23 protein-coding genes are annotated in these 16,567 nt (G+C 68.2%); 7 read left to right on the top strand and 16 right to left on the bottom strand.

Going from position 1 to position 16,567, the window contains the following annotated elements:
* Window positions 1-3: 3 nt before the first annotated feature.
* From CHB69_RS16470 to CHB69_RS16400, 15 genes are all read right to left on the bottom strand, one after another.
* On the bottom strand, window positions 4-186 hold the full coding sequence (locus CHB69_RS16470) for a type II toxin-antitoxin system HicA family toxin (protein ID WP_089217041.1): 183 nt from the start codon (window positions 184-186) through the stop codon (window positions 4-6).
* Window positions 187-310: 124 nt separating this feature from the next.
* The gene (locus tag CHB69_RS16465) at window positions 311-1,111 is read right to left on the bottom strand and encodes an inositol monophosphatase family protein (RefSeq protein WP_089217040.1); all 801 of its coding nucleotides are present in this window, start codon (window positions 1,109-1,111) and stop codon (window positions 311-313) included.
* A 15-nt stretch (window positions 1,112-1,126) separates the two neighbouring features.
* Window positions 1,127-2,470 carry a TldD/PmbA family protein gene (locus CHB69_RS16460; protein WP_089217039.1) on the bottom strand — a complete coding sequence of 448 codons (1,344 nt, stop codon included), beginning with the start codon at window positions 2,468-2,470 and terminating at the stop codon, window positions 1,127-1,129.
* A gap of 149 nt (window positions 2,471-2,619) precedes the next feature.
* On the bottom strand, window positions 2,620-3,018 hold the full coding sequence (locus CHB69_RS16455; protein WP_089217038.1) for a hypothetical protein: 399 nt from the start codon (window positions 3,016-3,018) through the stop codon (window positions 2,620-2,622).
* A gap of 182 nt (window positions 3,019-3,200) precedes the next feature.
* On the bottom strand, window positions 3,201-3,839 hold the full coding sequence (locus CHB69_RS16450; RefSeq protein WP_089217037.1) for a hypothetical protein: 639 nt from the start codon (window positions 3,837-3,839) through the stop codon (window positions 3,201-3,203).
* Window positions 3,840-3,924: 85 nt separating this feature from the next.
* A complete protein-coding gene (locus CHB69_RS16445; RefSeq protein ID WP_089217036.1) occupies window positions 3,925-4,458 on the bottom strand; it encodes a demethoxyubiquinone hydroxylase family protein in 534 nt (177 codons plus the stop codon).
* On the bottom strand, window positions 4,455-4,937 hold the full coding sequence (locus CHB69_RS16440) for a disulfide bond formation protein B (protein ID WP_089217035.1): 483 nt from the start codon (window positions 4,935-4,937) through the stop codon (window positions 4,455-4,457). Before CHB69_RS16440 ends, CHB69_RS16445 begins: the two co-directional genes overlap by 4 nt.
* Before the next feature lie 20 nt (window positions 4,938-4,957).
* On the bottom strand, window positions 4,958-6,349 hold the full coding sequence (locus tag CHB69_RS16435) for a S41 family peptidase (RefSeq protein ID WP_089217034.1): 1,392 nt from the start codon (window positions 6,347-6,349) through the stop codon (window positions 4,958-4,960).
* Between the two features lie 298 nt (window positions 6,350-6,647).
* The gene (locus CHB69_RS16430; protein ID WP_089217033.1) at window positions 6,648-7,862 is read right to left on the bottom strand and encodes a murein hydrolase activator EnvC family protein; all 1,215 of its coding nucleotides are present in this window, start codon (window positions 7,860-7,862) and stop codon (window positions 6,648-6,650) included.
* Window positions 7,859-8,287 carry a 23S rRNA (pseudouridine(1915)-N(3))-methyltransferase RlmH gene (locus tag CHB69_RS16425; protein ID WP_089217032.1) on the bottom strand — a complete coding sequence of 143 codons (429 nt, stop codon included), beginning with the start codon at window positions 8,285-8,287 and terminating at the stop codon, window positions 7,859-7,861. The genes CHB69_RS16430 and CHB69_RS16425 overlap by 4 nt, the downstream gene beginning before the upstream one ends.
* Before the next feature lie 145 nt (window positions 8,288-8,432).
* A complete protein-coding gene (gene rsfS, locus CHB69_RS16420; RefSeq protein WP_089217031.1) occupies window positions 8,433-8,831 on the bottom strand; it encodes a ribosome silencing factor in 399 nt (132 codons plus the stop codon).
* Window positions 8,828-9,481 (bottom strand): nicotinate-nucleotide adenylyltransferase, encoded by a 654-nt coding sequence (locus CHB69_RS16415; protein ID WP_089217030.1) that lies wholly within the window; start codon window positions 9,479-9,481, stop codon window positions 8,828-8,830. The genes rsfS and CHB69_RS16415 overlap by 4 nt, the downstream gene beginning before the upstream one ends.
* Window positions 9,478-9,765, bottom strand: a complete 288-nt coding sequence (locus CHB69_RS20245) for a type II toxin-antitoxin system RelE/ParE family toxin (RefSeq protein WP_089217029.1) — start codon at window positions 9,763-9,765, stop codon at window positions 9,478-9,480. Before CHB69_RS20245 ends, CHB69_RS16415 begins: the two co-directional genes overlap by 4 nt.
* A complete protein-coding gene (locus CHB69_RS16405; protein WP_089217028.1) occupies window positions 9,762-10,034 on the bottom strand; it encodes a CopG family ribbon-helix-helix protein in 273 nt (90 codons plus the stop codon). The genes CHB69_RS20245 and CHB69_RS16405 overlap by 4 nt, the downstream gene beginning before the upstream one ends.
* Window positions 10,035-10,065: 31 nt before the next feature.
* Window positions 10,066-11,349 carry a glutamate-5-semialdehyde dehydrogenase gene (locus tag CHB69_RS16400; protein ID WP_089217027.1) on the bottom strand — a complete coding sequence of 428 codons (1,284 nt, stop codon included), beginning with the start codon at window positions 11,347-11,349 and terminating at the stop codon, window positions 10,066-10,068.
* A gap of 78 nt (window positions 11,350-11,427) precedes the next feature.
* Here CHB69_RS16400 and CHB69_RS16395 point away from each other — a divergent pair, with 78 nt between their 5' ends.
* From CHB69_RS16395 to CHB69_RS16365, 7 genes are all read left to right on the top strand, one after another.
* A complete protein-coding gene (locus CHB69_RS16395) occupies window positions 11,428-12,564 on the top strand; it encodes a DUF3667 domain-containing protein (RefSeq protein WP_089217114.1) in 1,137 nt (378 codons plus the stop codon).
* A gap of 65 nt (window positions 12,565-12,629) precedes the next feature.
* On the top strand, window positions 12,630-14,261 hold the full coding sequence (locus CHB69_RS16390; RefSeq protein ID WP_089217026.1) for an alkaline phosphatase D family protein: 1,632 nt from the start codon (window positions 12,630-12,632) through the stop codon (window positions 14,259-14,261).
* A gap of 72 nt (window positions 14,262-14,333) precedes the next feature.
* Complete coding sequence (locus CHB69_RS16385) at window positions 14,334-14,657, top strand: ArsR/SmtB family transcription factor (RefSeq protein WP_089217025.1); 324 nt, start codon at window positions 14,334-14,336, stop codon at window positions 14,655-14,657.
* Window positions 14,654-15,064, top strand: coding sequence for an SRPBCC family protein (locus tag CHB69_RS16380; protein ID WP_089217024.1), 411 nt, complete (start codon window positions 14,654-14,656; stop codon window positions 15,062-15,064). Before CHB69_RS16385 ends, CHB69_RS16380 begins: the two co-directional genes overlap by 4 nt.
* A 14-nt stretch (window positions 15,065-15,078) precedes the next feature.
* Complete coding sequence (locus CHB69_RS16375; protein WP_089217023.1) at window positions 15,079-15,294, top strand: hypothetical protein; 216 nt, start codon at window positions 15,079-15,081, stop codon at window positions 15,292-15,294.
* 4 nt (window positions 15,295-15,298) lie between these two features.
* The gene (locus tag CHB69_RS16370) at window positions 15,299-15,718 is read left to right on the top strand and encodes a DUF1801 domain-containing protein (protein WP_089217022.1); all 420 of its coding nucleotides are present in this window, start codon (window positions 15,299-15,301) and stop codon (window positions 15,716-15,718) included.
* Window positions 15,719-15,734: 16 nt separating this feature from the next.
* On the top strand, window positions 15,735-16,142 hold the full coding sequence (locus tag CHB69_RS16365) for a DUF1801 domain-containing protein (protein ID WP_089217021.1): 408 nt from the start codon (window positions 15,735-15,737) through the stop codon (window positions 16,140-16,142).
* Window positions 16,143-16,177: 35 nt separating this feature from the next.
* Here CHB69_RS16365 and CHB69_RS20815 read toward each other — a convergent pair.
* Window positions 16,178-16,567: IS30 family transposase (locus CHB69_RS20815; RefSeq protein ID WP_141133923.1), on the bottom strand; the 390-nt coding region annotated here is incomplete at its 5' end.

The raw sequence follows: 16,567 nt of genomic DNA, 5'->3' as shown, positions 1-16,567 counted from the left end.
CTTTCAAAGCCAGCCCGCCATCCGGGCGATGCTGCGGGCGGTGCCGATCGGCAAATCCTTTTTCGGATGCGGGACGATGATCGTGACGGTGCCCTTGCGGAACTTGTGATGCGAACCCTTCGTTCCGACGAGCAGAAAACCTTCGGCTTCGAGGCGCCTGACGATCTTTCTGCTGTCCCGCTCCATGTGTAGTTATATACACACCGATCGGTCGTGATCAAGAGAGTTGCGTAAATATTACGCAAAATTTGCGCGGTAGCTCTCTACCCGGCGCAGTCATCTCTGCGCGACGGTAAATAAGGGACTGTCCCTATCTATTGGCGGGAGACGTTAACTCGACCGCCCGGTCGTGGAGGCGGCCGACGACGGCGCGGTGGATGCCGGGGGCGCAGGCGATGACACCGAAGGCCTGCGCGCGCGGGGTGTTGAAGACGAGCGGCTGGCCGAAGGCGTCGCTGACCGCGGCACCGGCTTCGGTGGCGATCAGCGCCGCGGCGGCGACGTCCCATTCATAGCCCCAGCGCAGGGTCGCGACGAGGTCGGCGCGGTCGTCGGCGACGAGCGCCATGCGCAGCGCGATGCTGTTGGGCTTGGTCACCATGATCAGGTCGCGGTCGATCCTGGGCAGGCTGTCGGCGGGAACGCGCGCGCCATCGAAGATCATCCGGCGGCTTGCGCGCAAGGTCTCGCCGTTCAGCGTCGCACCCCGGCCGCGTTGCGCGACCCACAGCTCGTCGAGCGCGGGGGCGTAGAGGACGCCGAGTTCGGGGGCGCCGTCGACGACGAGCGCAACCGACACGCACCAGCCGGGGCGGCCGCGGATGAAGTCGCGTGTGCCGTCGATCGGATCGACGCACCACATCGCGCGCCGCGACAGGCGCTCGTCGCTGTCGGCGGTCTCTTCCGACAGCCACCCGGCCTCGGGCACCATCGCGCCGAGCACCGCCTTCAGCCGGGCATCGACCGCGAGGTCGACGTCGCTGACCGGGTTGTCGTGCGACTTGTGCCAGACGTCGACGGCCTTGCCCTCGCCGCGCCAGCGCGCCATCGCCATGTCGCCGACCTCGCGCGTCGCGGCGATCACCGCTTCGAGATTGCGGGTGGCAGCCATGGCTTCGCTCAAATTCTAGCTGCTCGCGACGGTCATGCCGTCGATGCGCAGCGTGGGCACGTTGACCGACTGGCGGAAGACGAGGTCGTCGGCGGGCGTGAGCGCGCCGAACATGTCGATCAGATTGCCCGCGACGGTGAATTCGGCGATCGGCTCGGCGAGCTGGCCGCCGCGGATCACGAAACCCGACGCGCCGCGGCTATAGTCGCCGGTCACCGGATTGACCCCCTGGCCGATCAGCTCGGTCAGATAGACGCCGGTTTCGATGTCGGCCATCAGCGCTTCGGGCGTGACGGTGCCGGGGGCGAGATGCAGGTTGCTCGCGCCGACCCCCGATGCGCCGCCGCCGCGGCTCGCATGGCCGGTGGGCGCGAGGCCAAGCTGGCGCGCCGAGGCGGTGTCGAGCAGCCAGCCGGTGACCTTGCCGTCCGCGACGATGTCGCGCGCCGCGGTCGGCAGCCCCTCGCCATCGAAGGCGCGGCTGCGCAGTCCGCGCGGGCGGTGCGGCTCGTCGCGGATCAGGATCGCGGGGTCGAACAATTGCGCCTCTTCCTTGCCGAGCAGGAAGCTGGTGCGCCGTGCGATCGCGGGGCCGCCGATCGCGCCGAGCAGATGGCCGAGCAGGCTCGACCCGATGCGCGGATCGAAGACGACGGGCAGCTTGCCGACCGGCGCCTTGCCGGGGTTCAGCCGCCGCACCGCGCGCGCGCCGGCGCTCGCGCCGATCTGCTCGGCGCTTTCGAGGTCGGACAGGTGATGCGCGCTGTGCCAGTCGTAATCGCGCTGCATCGCGGCGCCTTCGCCGGCGATCACGCTCGCCGACAGGCTGTGACCGCTCGCGCCATAGCCGCCGGCGAAGCCGTGGCTGGTGACGAGCGCGAAGCGGGTGCGGCTGTGGCTCGCGCTGCCGCCTTCGCTGTTGGTGACGCCCGCGACCGCGCGCGCCGCGTCCTCGACCGCGAGCGCCGCCTCGCGCAGCGCCTGCGGATCGGCTTCGCTGCCGTCGTCGAGGTCGAAGTCGGGGACCGGGCCCTTGAACAGCAGATCCTCGGGCGCCAGGCCGGCATAGGGGTCTTCGGGCGCCTCGCGCGCCATCGCGACGCAGCGCGCAACGAGCTTTTCGAGCTCGCCCGCGTCCATGTCGGCGGTCGATACGCTCGCGCTGCGCTGGCCGACGAAGACGCGCAGCGAAATATCCTGCCCCTCGGAGCGCTCGACATCCTCGAGCTCGCCGAGCCGCATCGACACCGAGGTTGCGGCGTTGCAATAATAGAGCGCGTCGGCGGCGTCGGCGCCCGCCTTGGTCGCGGCGTCGCAGAGCAGCTGCGCACGGTCGAGGGCTTCGGAAACGGTCAGCATCGCCGCGCCCTAGACCGCGCGGGCGGGGCCGTCAAAATCTAAAGTCGGAGAGGTTGGCGCCGCCCCCGCGAAGGCGGGGGCCGCTGGACGCGTTGCGCAAGGCCGGTTGCGGCCCCCGCCTGCGCGGGGGCGACGTCCCATTATAAAACTCAGCCGGTGATCGCGGCGATCGCGTCGGTTGCCGCCATCGCGCCGCTGACCCACAGGAAGGGCAGCGCGAGCGCGGCGAGCCACAGGCGGCGGACGTCGCGGCGGAAGCGCGCGTGCAGGCCCCAGCTGGCGAGCGCCTGACGGCTCAGATGATGCCAATGGCGTTCGACGATGCGGACCGTCGGCACCGCAAGTGCCAGAATGATGACCAGCGCGGCGACGGTGAGGGCGGACGGCGCCCCGGCCGCGATCGCGCTCGACACCAGCCACACCTGCAGGACGGCAAAGACGATCAGCGCCGCGGCGGCATGGACGGTCATTCGGCGCCCCAGACTTCGTGCCGGCGGCACGCTGTGCGTCGTGCGTCCGATCGGACGCGCCCCGAATGTCGATGCCATTGTTCAGCCTCCCCGGCTGGCGTTCCCAGAAGAAATCCGAGGGTTTCAGCCGTTCATCCCCAAGTCAAGCCACCGTCGCACCGATTCGTTAAAATTCTGCGTCGATTCACCGCAAAATCGGAACAAAATTGCGTCGGAGTGCCTCTGGAGGCCGTTGTGCGGAGGTTTTTGGGGGTCGGAACTCAGTTTTGCGGCGGCGGAGTCGCGGACGGCGGGACCGGCAGCGGTTCGGCGTCGGGGTCGCCCGCGGCGTCGGCCGCGGGCGGGGCGGTTTCGCCGTTCGCCTGACGCTGCAATTCCTCGGCGGCGCGCTGGCGCTGTTCGAGCGCTTCCTGCTCGGCGTCGACCGCCGCCTGCACCTCGGCGGCCGCCTCGTCGATGCCGGCGAGGCGCTTGGCGCGCTCTTCGGCGATCATCGTTTCCCAGTCGGTCTTGTCGGCGGCCTGGCGTTCGGCCTTCGCGCCTTCGAGCAATTGCTGGGTGCAGCCGGTGAAGCCGCCGAGCCCGACGGGCGAGCAGCTGTCGGTGCCGAAACGGCCGACGCGCTCCATCGCGACGACGCGGTTGAGCCACGCCTGATTGCGCGGGTCGAGCGGGTCGCCGCCGCGGAAGATCTGCGGGACGCGATAGCGGTCGCTTTCGGGCAGGCGGTTGCAGACGACGATTTCGTCGGGGCTGCTCTGTTCGCACTTGTCGTCGCCATAGACGATGACCTGATTGACCTTGTCGTTCGCGGCCTCGGCGGAGCCTTCCTGCGCCTGCGCGGGGGCTGCAAAGGCCCCGGCGGCGAACGTCAGGGCGAGGAGGGGCAGGCGGGTCATCTCTTTTCCTTCACTGGTTCGCTCAAGAGCCTGGCATCGTTAGCCTGCACGCGCGGTGAACGCCACGAGCTTTCGGCGGCTCCTATCAAATACGCTTGGAGAGCGCGATGGCTGCGCGGCAGCCGGCGCGGATCGCGAGGCTGAGCAGCGGGTAGCCGGGCGCGCTTTCGGCGCCCGCGGCGAGTGCCGCCTCCTTATGCTCGAGTTCTTCGGCGCGGAAATCGGCGACGGCATCCGAAAGCTCGGGATCGCGGTCGCCGAGTTCGGCGAGTTGCTCGCGGTAGTGGCGGTCGATCTCGGTCTCGACCGCGGCGGTACACGCCATCGCTGCGCGCGGTCCCATCGCGGCGGTGACCGCGCCAAGCGCGAAGCCCGCGACGTCCCAGACGGGCTGGAGCGCGGTCGGGCGCACGCCGCGGCGCGCGATCATGGCGTCGAAAAACTGCCGGTGACGCTCCTCCTGTTCGGCCATATGCGCGATGTCGCGCGCCATCGGATGACGGTCGCCCATCACCGCGAGCTGCCCGGCATAGATGCGCGTCGCGCCATATTCGCCGGCCTGATCGACGCGGATCATCGACGCGGTGCGGCGGTCGGTCTTTTCGGGCGGCGTGCTCATGCCGCTATCGTGCGCCCGCGGCGGAGCAAGGTCAACACGAGGCCCGCGCCGGCGAGCGAGAAGATCGCGTTGAAACCCGCGAGCGAGACCCCGGCGAGCGTCCATTGCGGCACGTCGCAGCGGATCAGCGGCGCGGCCATGATGCTGTCGAGTGTCACCGGTCCGCTCTGGCTGGTGCTGCACGTCGTCAGACCCTCCCACCAGCCATATTCGACTCCGGCGTGAAAAATGCCGATCAGCCCGCTGATCGCGATGGCGAGCGCGGCGAGCAGGGTGAGCACGCGCATCGCGCGGTCGTTCGCCCGCAGCAGCAGCGCGAGCAGCGCCAGCACGATCGCCGCCTGATGCGGCCAGCGCTGCCAGTAACACATTTCGCACGGATGGAGGCCGAAGCCGAACTGCGAGACGAGCGCGCCGCCGTAGAGGAGCAGCGGAACGAGCAGCGCGGCGACGGGCGCGGCGAGACGGCTTTGCAACATGGCGACCCCCGAAGCGATGCTTAGTTGCGGCGCGTCGGCTTGGCGGCGGGCGCCTTGCCGCCTTGCGCCATGCGCGCCGCGTTCGGCCCGATGCGGCCGATCGTTTCGAGCGCATAGTGGAGCTGGAAGTCCTCGATCCCCTTGGCCTTCAGTTCCTCGGCGGTGGCGGTGAAGCGCGGATCGGGCTTGTCGTCCTTTTCGAGCAGGCTGTTGTCGACCTTTTTCTCGTTGATCAGGTGCCGGCGCAGGTCGCTTTCGCGGAAGCTCGGTCGGTCCTTGTAATCGGGGTCGGACAGCTGCGGCACGCGGATGTCGGGGTCGATCCCGCCCTCCTGCACGCTGCGCCCCGACGGCGTGTAATAGCGCGCGGTGGTCAGGCGCAGCGCGGTGGTATCGGACAGCGGCAGCACCGTCTGCACCGATCCCTTGCCGAAACTGCGCTCGCCCATGATCAGCGCGCGATGCTGGTCCTGCAGCGCGCCCGCGACGATTTCGGACGCCGAGGCCGAACCCTCGTCGATCAGCACGATCACCGGCTCGCCGTGCGCCAGATCGCCCTTTTCGGCGAAATAGCGCTCGATATCACCCTTGCGGCGTCCGCGCTGCGAGACGATTTCGCCATGATCGAGGAAAAGGTCGCTCACCCCGACCGCTTCGTCGAGCAGTCCGCCGGGGTTCGAGCGCAGGTCGAGGATCCAGCCGCGCGGGTTATGACCGAGCGATTTTTCGACCGCCACCATCGCGCCTTTCAGGTCGGCGGTCGCATCGGCGGAAAAGCTGCTGATCGTCAGCACGCCGACATCGTCCTTCACCTCCCATTTGACGGGTTTCAGGTCGATGATCTCGCGCGTCAGCGACAGCTCCATCGGCTTGTCCTGCCCCTCGCGCACCACGGTGATGCCGATCTTGGTGCCCGGCTTCCCGCGCATCTGTTCGACCGCCTCGTCGAGCGTCAGGCCAAAGATCAGTTCGCCGTTGATATGGGTGATATAGTCGCCCGCCTTGATTCCGGCCTTGTCGGCGGGGGTGTCGGCGGTCGGCGCGATCACCTTGACGACGCCATCCTCCATCGTCACCGACAGCCCCAGCCCGCCATATTCGCCGTCGGTCTGGGTGCGCAGGTTCGAATAGTCGCTCGCGTCGAGATAGCCCGAATGGGGGTCGAGGCTTGCGAGCATACCGTTGATCGCGCCGTCGATCAGCTTTGCGTCGCTCACCGGCTCGACATAATTGGCCTTCACCTCGAGCAGCACGTCCATGAAGCGCGAAATCTCGTCGGTGGTCGAGGCATCGACCGTCGCCATCGCGCCGGTCGCGAGCGGCACCAGCGCGAGGGTGCTCAGCGCGGCGGCGCCCTGCCACAGGGCGAAACGGCGCTTGCGCGAGGCGGCGGTCTTGGTCGAGTCGGTCATGCGTGTCTTTCAGTCCAGCAGGAAAATCACTTTATACGCCCCGGCGCGCCATCCTCCAACGGCTTTCGGGCGGCGTCAAGCGGGGTGTTTCGCCTGGGCTTGCTCCTGTCCGGGTTGAACCCATCAAACCCCTCCTCTCAAGCCCCTCCTCTTCAGAGGAGGGGTTGGGGTGGTGGCGCGCGATTAGCGCGCAAGACGTTACCACCACCCCGCTGCGACTAACGCGCAAAGCGCGTAAGTCTCGCTGCCCCTCCTCTGAAGAGGAGGGGTTTCGATCTAAACCGAACTGGCGCTACTCTCACCCCAGCATCGCGGCGACGTCGACCGGCTTGCCCGCGCGGCGCAGTTCGACGGTGATGCGGCTGTCGTCCGATCCGGCGCGGCCGAGCGGCGCGCCGGCCTCGATCGCGTCGCCGACGTCGACTGACAGCGCGATCATGCCGGTGAGCAGCGAGGTCCAGCCGCCGCCATGGTCGATGATGACGATCTTGCCATAGCCCTTGTAATCGCCCGCGAAACTGACGCGGCCCGGCGCGGGCGCGACGACCTGGCCGCCCGGACGCGCGGCTACGGTGATGCCGCGCGATCGCACGCCGCTGTCGCTCACTTCGCCCAGCCCGGTAACGATGCGGCCGACGACCGGCAGGCGATAGGCGCCGCGCGTCAGCTCGGCCTCGCGCACGGCGGGGGGCTGCACGGCGATGCCGCCGGCTTCGGGATCGCGCGGCCGCGGTAACGGCCCGGCGAGTTCGGCCAGTTCGGCGCGTACCGCGGCATCGGCCTCGACCGCGTCCATCAGGTCGACGATGTCGCGCGCCTTTTCGCCGAGGCCGAGCGCGCGATCGGCTTCGAGTCGCGCGCTGCTCATCAACTCGCGCGCGTGGATGCGCCCTTCATTCTCGAGCCGGGTCAGTTCGTCGCGGCGCGCCGAGAGTTCGGCCTTGCTCGCCGCGAGCGCATTGAGCGCGATCGCCTGTTGCCGCTGCGTCCGGCGCAGATCGGCGAGTTCGCCGCGCACCCCCGCGGTGCGCCGCTCGATCACCGGCATCACTGCATCGAGCACCGCGCGCGCGTGGACCATGTCGCGCAGCGAGCCGGGCTGTGCGAGCACGGTCACCGGCGGCTGTCGCGAAAGCTGCTGGAGCGAGGCGGCGAGTTCGAGCAGCGGCTGCTGCTGCTCGGCGAGCCGCGCCTGCTGCGTCGCGAGACGGCGGTTCACCAGCGCGACGCGCGCCTCGCCCGCGTCGATGTCGGCCTCCGCCGACTGGATGCGCGCGGCGAGGGCGGCGCTGCGTTTCTTCAGGCGATCGGCGGCGTTCGTCGCCTTTTGCGCCTGCGCCTCGAGCGTCGCGCTGCGCGCCATCGCGTCGGCCGACTGCTGCTTGGCGTTGACCAGCTGCGCCCGCTCGCGCGCGGCGATCGCTTGCGGGTCGAAGACGTCCGACTGCGCGAGCGCCAGCGCGCCGAGTGCGACCGCGGCGAGGCCAGCAAGCGCGGCGAGCGCGCGCCTCACTGGCGCCCCTCGCGATGATAGGGGTGGCCCGCGATGATGCTGATCGCGCGCCACAATTGCTCGGCGAGCATCGCGCGCGCCATCAGATGCGGCCAAGTCGCGCGGCCGAAGGCGATCACCTTGTCGGCGCCTTCGCGTTCGTCGGGGGTGAAGCCGTCGGCGGCGCCGAGGCAGAAGCGCGCCTCGCGCACCCCGGCGTCGCGCCAGCTTTCGAGCAGCCTCGCGAATTCGAGCGAGGACATCTGCTCGCCGCCCTCGTCGAGCAGGATCGTGCGGCTATTGTCCGGCGCTGCGGGAACCCGACCACCGGTGTCGGGAAGTTCGGAAATCTTTTGCGCCCAGCTCACGCGCTTCATGTAACGCGCGACCAGCTCGGCCTCGGGCGAACGCCCGATGCGCCCGCGCGCGATGATGTGCAGCAACATGACGTTTTCGTTCACCTTCGGTGAAAGCGGCACCAGCCCGCTCCCCCTCCCGGCCTCCCTCACGATAGTAGCCTATGGGAGGCCGGGAGGGGGAGCGGGCTGGTGCCGCTTCTGTTCGGGCTCTAGGCCGAACAGACCAAAAACGTCAATTCGCGGCTGCGACCGGCGGCGCGTCGCCGAACGACCACATGCGCTCGAGGTTGTAGAAGCTGCGCACCTCGGGCCGGAACAGGTGGACGATCACGTCGCCGGCGTCGATCAGCACCCAATCGGCGTTGGGCAGCCCTTCGACGCGGACGCTGCGGCCCGCCTCCTGCTTGATCCGCTGCGCCAGCTTGTCGGCGATCGCCGAGACATGGCGCGTCGACCGGCCGCTCGCGATCACCATATGATCGGCGATGCTGCTTTTGCCGGCAAGTGGGATGGAAATGATTTCCTGGGCCTGATCCTCGTCGAGTTGATCGAGGATCAGCGCGTGAAGCGTCTCCACGCTATCGTTGGCGGGTGCGGCGCCGGGCGCGGCATCCTGACTGGCGGCTATCAAGCGGGTCCTTTCCTTTCGCTGTCGCCGATAGGCGAATGCGTCAGCGGGTCGCGCAGGGCGCGGCCAGCATAGCGTTCGTACCAGCGGGGATTGGCCTGCCGTATAGCGGTTGCGGATCGCACGTCGGGCGAAAAACGCAGGAACACGAGGGCAGGCGGTCTCCAGTCCGTCCAATGAGCTTTCTGGTCCGCGGGCCGGACGAAGCGCCGCAGCCAGCCCATCGCCTGCGCGGCGTGGGTGCGGCCATTATAGCCCGGACGCGCGACAACCGCAATCGGCATCAATCGCGCGATTCCCCGCCAGTCGCGCCAGCGGGGCAGCTGAGCCAGATTGTCGGCGCCCATGATCCAGATGAAGCGTCGATTCGGGTAGCGGCGGATCAGCTTCTTCAATGTATCGACGGTGTAGCGGGTGCCGAGCTCGGCCTCGATCGCCGTCGCGCGGATCGGCGAGCGCCGCGCCATCGCCCGCGCCGAGGCGAGGCGCGCGGGAAGGGGCGCCATGCCCGCCTGCGGCTTCAGCGGATTGCCCGGCGAGACGAGCCACCATAATTCGTCGAGATCGAGCGCAGCGATGGCGTTCAGGCTGATCGCCCGGTGCGCGCCATGCGCGGGGTTGAAGCTGCCGCCGAGGAGGCCGGTGGTGATCACAGCAGGCTTTGCCAGTCGCTGCGAAGGTGGATCATGCGCAGGATGAGGAGCCGTTCGGCGTTGACATTGTAGAGCAAGGCAAAAGGCAATTGCCCGAGGCGCCATTTGCGAAGCCCCGTCGCGTCAACGGGCGACCCGGCGTAGGGCGTCAGGGCGAGAAAATCGCTCGCTCCTCTGGCTTCGGCCAAAAGCGCGTCGGCGATATCGAAATCGATCGGAAAAAGGCTGTCGGCGTTCTTGATGAGGTCTTCGGTCGCGGCCTGCGACCATTGGACATTGATCACGCTGCCGCTTTGTCTCGGCGCGCGCGCAGCTCGGCACGCTTTGCGTCGATCAGGCGCAGCATTTCCTCGTGGGAGATCAGCGGTTCCTCGCGCGCCGACCGCTCGCCTTCTTCGATGATCGCGAGCATCTCGGCTTCGCGTTCGACGAACTGCCGAACCGCTTGCGCAACCAACCAGGACCGCGAACGATCATAGCGCTCGCCCAGCCGGTCGAGCGTTTCGAGCGTGGCTGCGTCCAACCGTGTCGTAATGGGCGACGTCGAATCCATCAGACAGACATACTACTTGTATACAAATGATTCAAGGTCGCACCTGCCCCGTCCCGCGCACCTGCCATTTATAGGTCGTCAGCCCTTCGAGCGCGACCGGGCCGCGCGCGTGGAGGCGGCCGGTCGCGATGCCGATTTCGGCGCCGAGGCCGAATTCGCCGCCATCGGCGAACTGGGTCGAGGCATTGTGCATGACGATCGCGCTGTCGACTTCGGTCAGGAAACGGTCGGCGGCGGCGGCGTCCTCGGTGACGATCGCGTCGGTGTGGCGGCTCGAATGCGCGTCGATGTGCGCGAGCGCGCCGTCGAGGCCGTCGACCATCGCGATCGACACGATCGCGTCGAGATATTCGCTGTCCCAGTCGCTCGCATCGGCGGGGGTGACGTGCGCGGCGAGCGCCGCGATGTCGCGGTCGCCGCGCACTTCGCAGCCAGCGGCGGTCAGCGCGTCGACGATGGCGGCGGGACCCGGATAGGCGCGGTCGATCAATATCGTCTCGGTCGCGCCGCAGATGCCGGTGCGCCGCATCTTGGCATTGACCGCAAGTGCCACCGCGATCCCCGGATCGGCGGCGCCGTCGATATAGGTGTGGCAGATGCCGTCGAGATGCGCGAGCACGGGAACCCGCGCCTCGTCCTGCACGCGCGCGACAAGGCCCTTGCCGCCGCGCGGCACGATGATGTCGACGAGGCCCTGCGCGCGCAGCAGCGCGCCGACCGCGGCGCGGTCCTGGGTGGGCACGAGCTGCACCGCGTCGGCGGGAAGCCCCGCTTCGGCGAGCCCCGCCGCCAGCGCGGCGTGGATCGCGCGGTTCGAATGCACCGCCTCGCTGCCGCCGCGCAGGATCACCGCATTGCCCGACATCAGCCCGAGCGCCGCGGCGTCGGCGGTGACGTTGGGGCGGCTTTCATAGATGATGCCGACCACCCCCAAGGGCACGCGCACGCGGCTGAGCACCAGCCCGTTGGGGCGCTCCACGCGGTCGATCTCGGCGCCGACCGGATCGGGGAGCGCGGCGACCGCATCGACCGCATCGGCGATCGCACCGAGCCGCGTCTCGTCGAGCCGCAGCCGGTCGAGCATCGCCGACGTCAGCCCGCTCGCCTCGCCCGCCGCCATGTCCTGTGCATTCGCCGTCAAAATCTCTGCCGCCTGCGCGCGCAACTGCTGCGCCCCGGCCTTCAGCGCCGCCGCTTTTTTCGCCGTCGGTGCCGTCGCCATATGCTTCGCGGCAGCGCGCGCGCGCGCGCCCATGTCGGCGATCAGCGCGTCGGCGTCGAGAAGGGGCGGCGGCGAAAGGGTATCGGTCGTCATGGCGCTGGCCCTATCACGCTTTGCCGCGGCGACGAAGCCCCGTTGCGCGGCGGCGCGCAGCGCTTTAGGCAGGGCGGCATGAGCGGGGATATCGAGGGCATCGGCGCGGCGGTGACCGCAGGATTGGCGGCACGCGCGGTCGAATCGCACCGCGGCGAGGGCGGGCCGGGCTATGCCGGCACGCGCTGCCTCAACTGCGGGACGGTGCTCGCGGGATCGCATTGCCACCATTGCGGCCAGCGCGCCGACGTGCATCGCAGCTTTGGCGCGATCGGCCACGATCTCGTCCACGCGATCTTCCATTTCGAGGGCAAGCTGTGGAACACGCTGCCGCTGCTCGCGTGGCGGCCGGGCGACCTGACGCGGCGCTATATCCACGGCGAGCGCGCCAGCTTCATTTCGCCGCTCGCGCTGTTCCTGTTCGCGGTGTTCCTGACCTATGCGGTGCTGACCGCGGTCGGCGCGGGCGGGGATTTCGGCGAGGCGCTGGACAAGGCCGCGGCCGAGCAGGCGCGGACCAATGCGATCAAGTCGAGCCTGCAGGACGAGGTCGACCGCGTCGATGCACGGCTCGCGAGCAAGAATCTGTCCGCCGAGGATCGCCGCAAGCTGCTCGACGAGCGTGAGACCTTGCAGAAGAGTGCCGACTATCTGGGCGTCGCGCGCAGCCGCAGCAAGGCCGAGCGCGAAGCGGCGCGTGCCAAGGGACCGCCGGTGCTCGCCGATCCGACCGACCAGGTCGAGGCAAGCGCCGAATTCATGGCGGTCAACAAGGTCGATACGGGGGTCGCCTTCATCGATCACGGGATCAGGAAGGCGCTCGCCAATCCGGGGCTGATTCTCTATAAATTGCAGGCGAATGCCTATAAGTTCGCATGGGCGCTGATCCCGCTGTCGCTGCCCTTCATGTGGTTGCTCTATCCGTTCAGCCGGCGCTTCCACACCTATGATCATTTCGTCTTCGTCACCTATTCGATCAGCTTCGTGCTGCTCTTGTTCGTCGTCGTGCGCCTGCTCAATCTGACGATATTCGGCGAACTCGCGACCTTTTTCGCGATGCTCTATATGCCCTTTCACATGTATCGCCAGCTTCGCGGCGCCTATCGTTCGTCGCGCGCGGGCGCGCTCGTTCGGACGAGCCTGCTGCTGTTTTTCAGCCTGTTCGCGATGATCACCTTTCTGCTGCTGCTGCTTGCGCTGGGGATGATGGGCTGAGGAGAGCGGCGCGCCAAATCGTAACAATGACGGGTCACACCGGAAGAGTATGGAGGAGGAGCGCGATGCACGGGTCATGGGCGGAACTCGACCGGCGGCAGTTGATCGCGCTCGGCGGCGGCGGGCTTGCCGCGCTGTCGATCCCCGGCGCGGCGGCGGCGATGATGGCGCAGGGTTTTACCCATGGCGTCGCGAGCGGCGAGCCCGGCCCCAATTCGGTGCTGCTGTGGACGCGCTATGCGGCGCCGTCGGATAGCCTGCTCACCGCCGAACTGTCCGAAAGCGCCGATTTCGCGCGCATCGCGGGCGGCGGCACGGTGACGGCGGCGGGCGAGCGCGATCACACCGCAAAGATCGTTGTCGATGGCCTGCAGCCCGGCCGCTGGTATTATTATCGCTTCGTCGCGCCCGACGGCACGGCTTCGCCCACAGGCCGCACCCGCACGCTTCCGGCAGGGCCGACCGCGGCCTTCACCCTCGCGCTCTTTTCCTGTTCGAACCTGCCCTTCGGCTGGTTCAACGCCTATGGCCATGCGGCGGCGCGGCGGGACATCGACCTGTGCGTCCATGTCGGCGACTATTTCTACGAATATCCGGTCGGCCAATATCCGACCTTGAAGGAAGCGATTCCGGGGCGGACGATTCAGCCCGACCACGAACTCGTCGCGCTCGCCGATTATCGCCTGCGCTACGCGGCCTATCGCAGCGATCCCGATCTTCAGCGGCTTCACGCGCTGTTCCCGATGCTCGCGCAGTGGGACGACCATGAACTCGCCAACGACGCGTGGAAGGGCGGGGCGCAGAATCATCAGCCGGACGAGGGCGAATGGAGCGTGCGCTCGGCGGCGGCCGAGCGCGCCTGGCGCGAATGGATGCCCGTCGCCGACATTCGCTGGCGCCATTATGAGGTCGGCGAGCTTGCGACGATCTTCCTTCCCGAAACGCGGCTCACCGGGCGCGACAGGCAATTCTCGCCCGCCGCGATCATCGAAGGCGCGAGCGATCCCGTCGCGGCGCTCAAGCATTTCCGCGAGACCGACTATATCGACCCCGCGCGCCAGATGCTCGGCGCCGATCAGGAACGCTGGCTGGTGGACGCCATCCGCGCCTCGGCGAAGGCGGGCAAGCGCTGGCAGGTCTGCGCGCAGCAGTTGATCATGGGCACCACCTACACCCCGCCCGAAGCGGCGAACTGGTATGCGGGCGACCTGCCCGACTATGTGATCGAGCGCGTGAAGACCGCACGTCTGGTCGCCGATGCCGGGCTGCCCTACAGCTTCGATGCGTGGGACGGCTATCCCGCCGCGCGCGACCGGTTGCTCGGCGCGGCGCAGGCGGCGGGCGCCAATTTCGTCTCGCTGGCGGGCGACAGCCACAATGGCTGGGCGTTCGACCTGCCGCACGACGGGCGCCCCGCCGGGGTCGAGATCGCGGGGCATAGCGTCAGCTCGCCGGGGATCGAGTCGGCGGCGAAAGGCGCGAGCGACGCCGATCGCGTCGCGACGCTGCGCCGCTCGTCGCCGCAGTTGCGCTGGGCGAATACCGAACGGCGCGGTTATGCGACCGTCGCGCTGACGCCCGACAGGATGACCGCGAACTGGCATTTCCTCGACACGGTGGCGCAGCCGTCGCGCACCCTTGCGGGCACGCACAGCATGACGGTGCAGCAGGGGCGCAACGTCTATGATGCTGGCTGATCGGGTGGCTGCTTGACCAATCCATAATTATCTGGTTATGGGTAAACCATAGCCAAGAGGTTATGGATTGACATGATCGAGAGTCGCGACCTCCTCTTCCGGGCGCTTGCCGACCCGACCCGCCGCGCGCTGTTCGAGCGCTTGTGCGAGGGCGGCGAACAGAGCGTCGGCGCGCTCACCGCGCCGTCGGGCATTTCGCAGCCCGCGGTGTCGAAGCATCTCGCGGTGCTCCGGCAGGCGGGGCTGGTCGCGGGGCGTCATGCGGGGCGCCAGTCCTATTATCGCGCGCAGCCCGCGGCGCTCGCGCCGCTGGTCGACTGGACCGGACGGATGACGCGTTTCTGGGAGGCGCGCTTCGACGATCTCGACGATGTTTTGAAAAGGATGGATCAATGACCGAGGCCGCCGCCGCAACGCGCACCATCGTCGTCGAGCGCGAATTCGCGCACCCGCCCGAAAAGGTCTGGCGCGCGCTCACCCGGCCCGAGCTGGTCGCCGAATGGCTGATGGCGGGCGACGTCGCGCCGACGCTCGGCCACCGCTTCGCTTTCGGCGCCGACTGGGGCCATGTCGATTGCGAAGTGGTCGAGGTCGAGCCCGAACGCACGCTTGCCTACAGCTGGGACGGCATGGGGCTCGAAAGCACCGTCACCTGGACGCTCACCCCGACCGCGGCGGGCACGCATCTGCGGATGGAGCAGACGGGGTTCCAGCCCGACCAGAAACTCGCCTATCATGGCGCGAAGGCCGGCTGGCCGCGCTTCCTGGGCGCGCTTGATGACCTGCTCGCGCGGATCGATTGACGAAGGGAGACGATATGAACTGGAATGGCGCGATCCGCCAGCTTCACCGCTGGCTCTCGATCCTCTTCACACTGGTGGTCGGGGCGATCTTCCTGACCCTCGCGCTCGGCCGCGAGCCTGTGCAATGGGTCTATTATCTGCCGCTCGGCCCGCTCGCGCTGATGACGCTGACCGGGCTGTGGATGTTCGTCCTGCCCTATGTGGCGCGGGCACGCCGCGCCGAGGGATAGCGGCATGGCCGACAAGACCCCCAAGCTGCTGTCGGGCGGCAACCCGCAGATCCCGAAGGGCGACGGCGATGCGCCGGTGCAGGCCTATATCGCCGCGATGCCGGGCTGGAAGCGCGCCGCGGGCGAGCGGCTCGACGCGCTCATCGAAAGGGCGGTGCCGGGCGTGCAAAAGGCGGTGCGCTGGAACTCGCCCTTCTACGGCGTCGAGGGCAAGGGATGGTTCGCGAGCTTTCACTGCTTCACCCGCTACATCAAAATCACCTTCTTCAAGGGCGCGGCGCTCGACCCGCTGCCGCCGGTCGCGTCGAAGGATGTGGACGTGCGCTATCTCCACATCCACGAAGGCGAGGATATCGACGAGGACCGGCTCGCGCGCTGGCTGAAACAGGCCGCGGCGATCCCCGGCTGGATCACCGGCCGCTGACGAGGGAGAGAGGATCATGACCGACAAAGACCGGAGCGCATCCGAAGCGATCGACGCGAAGATCGCCAAGCTCGACGACTGGCGCGGCGCGACGCTCGCGCAGATGCGCGCGTTGATCCGCGAGGCCGAGCCCGAGGTCGTCGAGGCGGTCAAATGGCGCAAGCCGTCGAACCCGCTCGGCGTTCCGGTGTGGGAACAGGGCGGCATCCTCTGCACCGGCGAAACCTATAAGGACAAGGTCAAGCTGACCTTCGCGCGCGGTGCGGCGCTCGCCGATCCCGCCGGCCTGTTCAACGCCAGTCTCGACGGCGGCACCCGCCGCGCGATCGACCTGTTCGAGGGCGACCGCATCGACGCGGACGCCTTCAAGGCGCTGGTGCGCGAGGCGGTGGCGGCGAATGCGTCGAAGGCGCCGCGGGGATAGGGCGGCTTGCGGGCGAAAGCAGCCATTCTTCCTCGTCACCCCGGGCTTGACCCGGGTGTGGATTCACATTTGAAGTGCAACGGTATGAAGACTTCGGCTGGGGTTTGGAAGCCGAGGCATTTTCTGGGAGTATTGTTGTAGATTGCGATGATGGCGTCGAAGGCGTTGGGGGGCAAGTCGTCGAGGCTGGTTTTTCGGGGGAGGTATCGACGGAGGCGACCGATGGCGTTTTCGATGCCGCCTTTCTGCCATGGGGCGTGCGGATCGCAGAAGAAGGCCTGGATAGCGAGTTGCCTTTCGATGCGGTGATGGCGGGTAAATTCGGTGCCATTGTCGAAGGTGATCGACCGTCGCAGCGACGCGGGCATTGGCTGGAGCAACTGGACGATGGCGTCGGCGACGGGATCGGCCTTGAGGCTGTTTTG

It is taken from the genome of Sphingopyxis indica, assembly GCF_900188185.1.
In the GTDB taxonomy this organism is placed as follows: Bacteria; Pseudomonadota; Alphaproteobacteria; order Sphingomonadales; family Sphingomonadaceae; genus Sphingopyxis; species Sphingopyxis indica.
The sequence above is the reverse complement of the archived record's forward strand: the minus strand, read 5'-3'. Positions and strand labels throughout refer to the sequence as shown.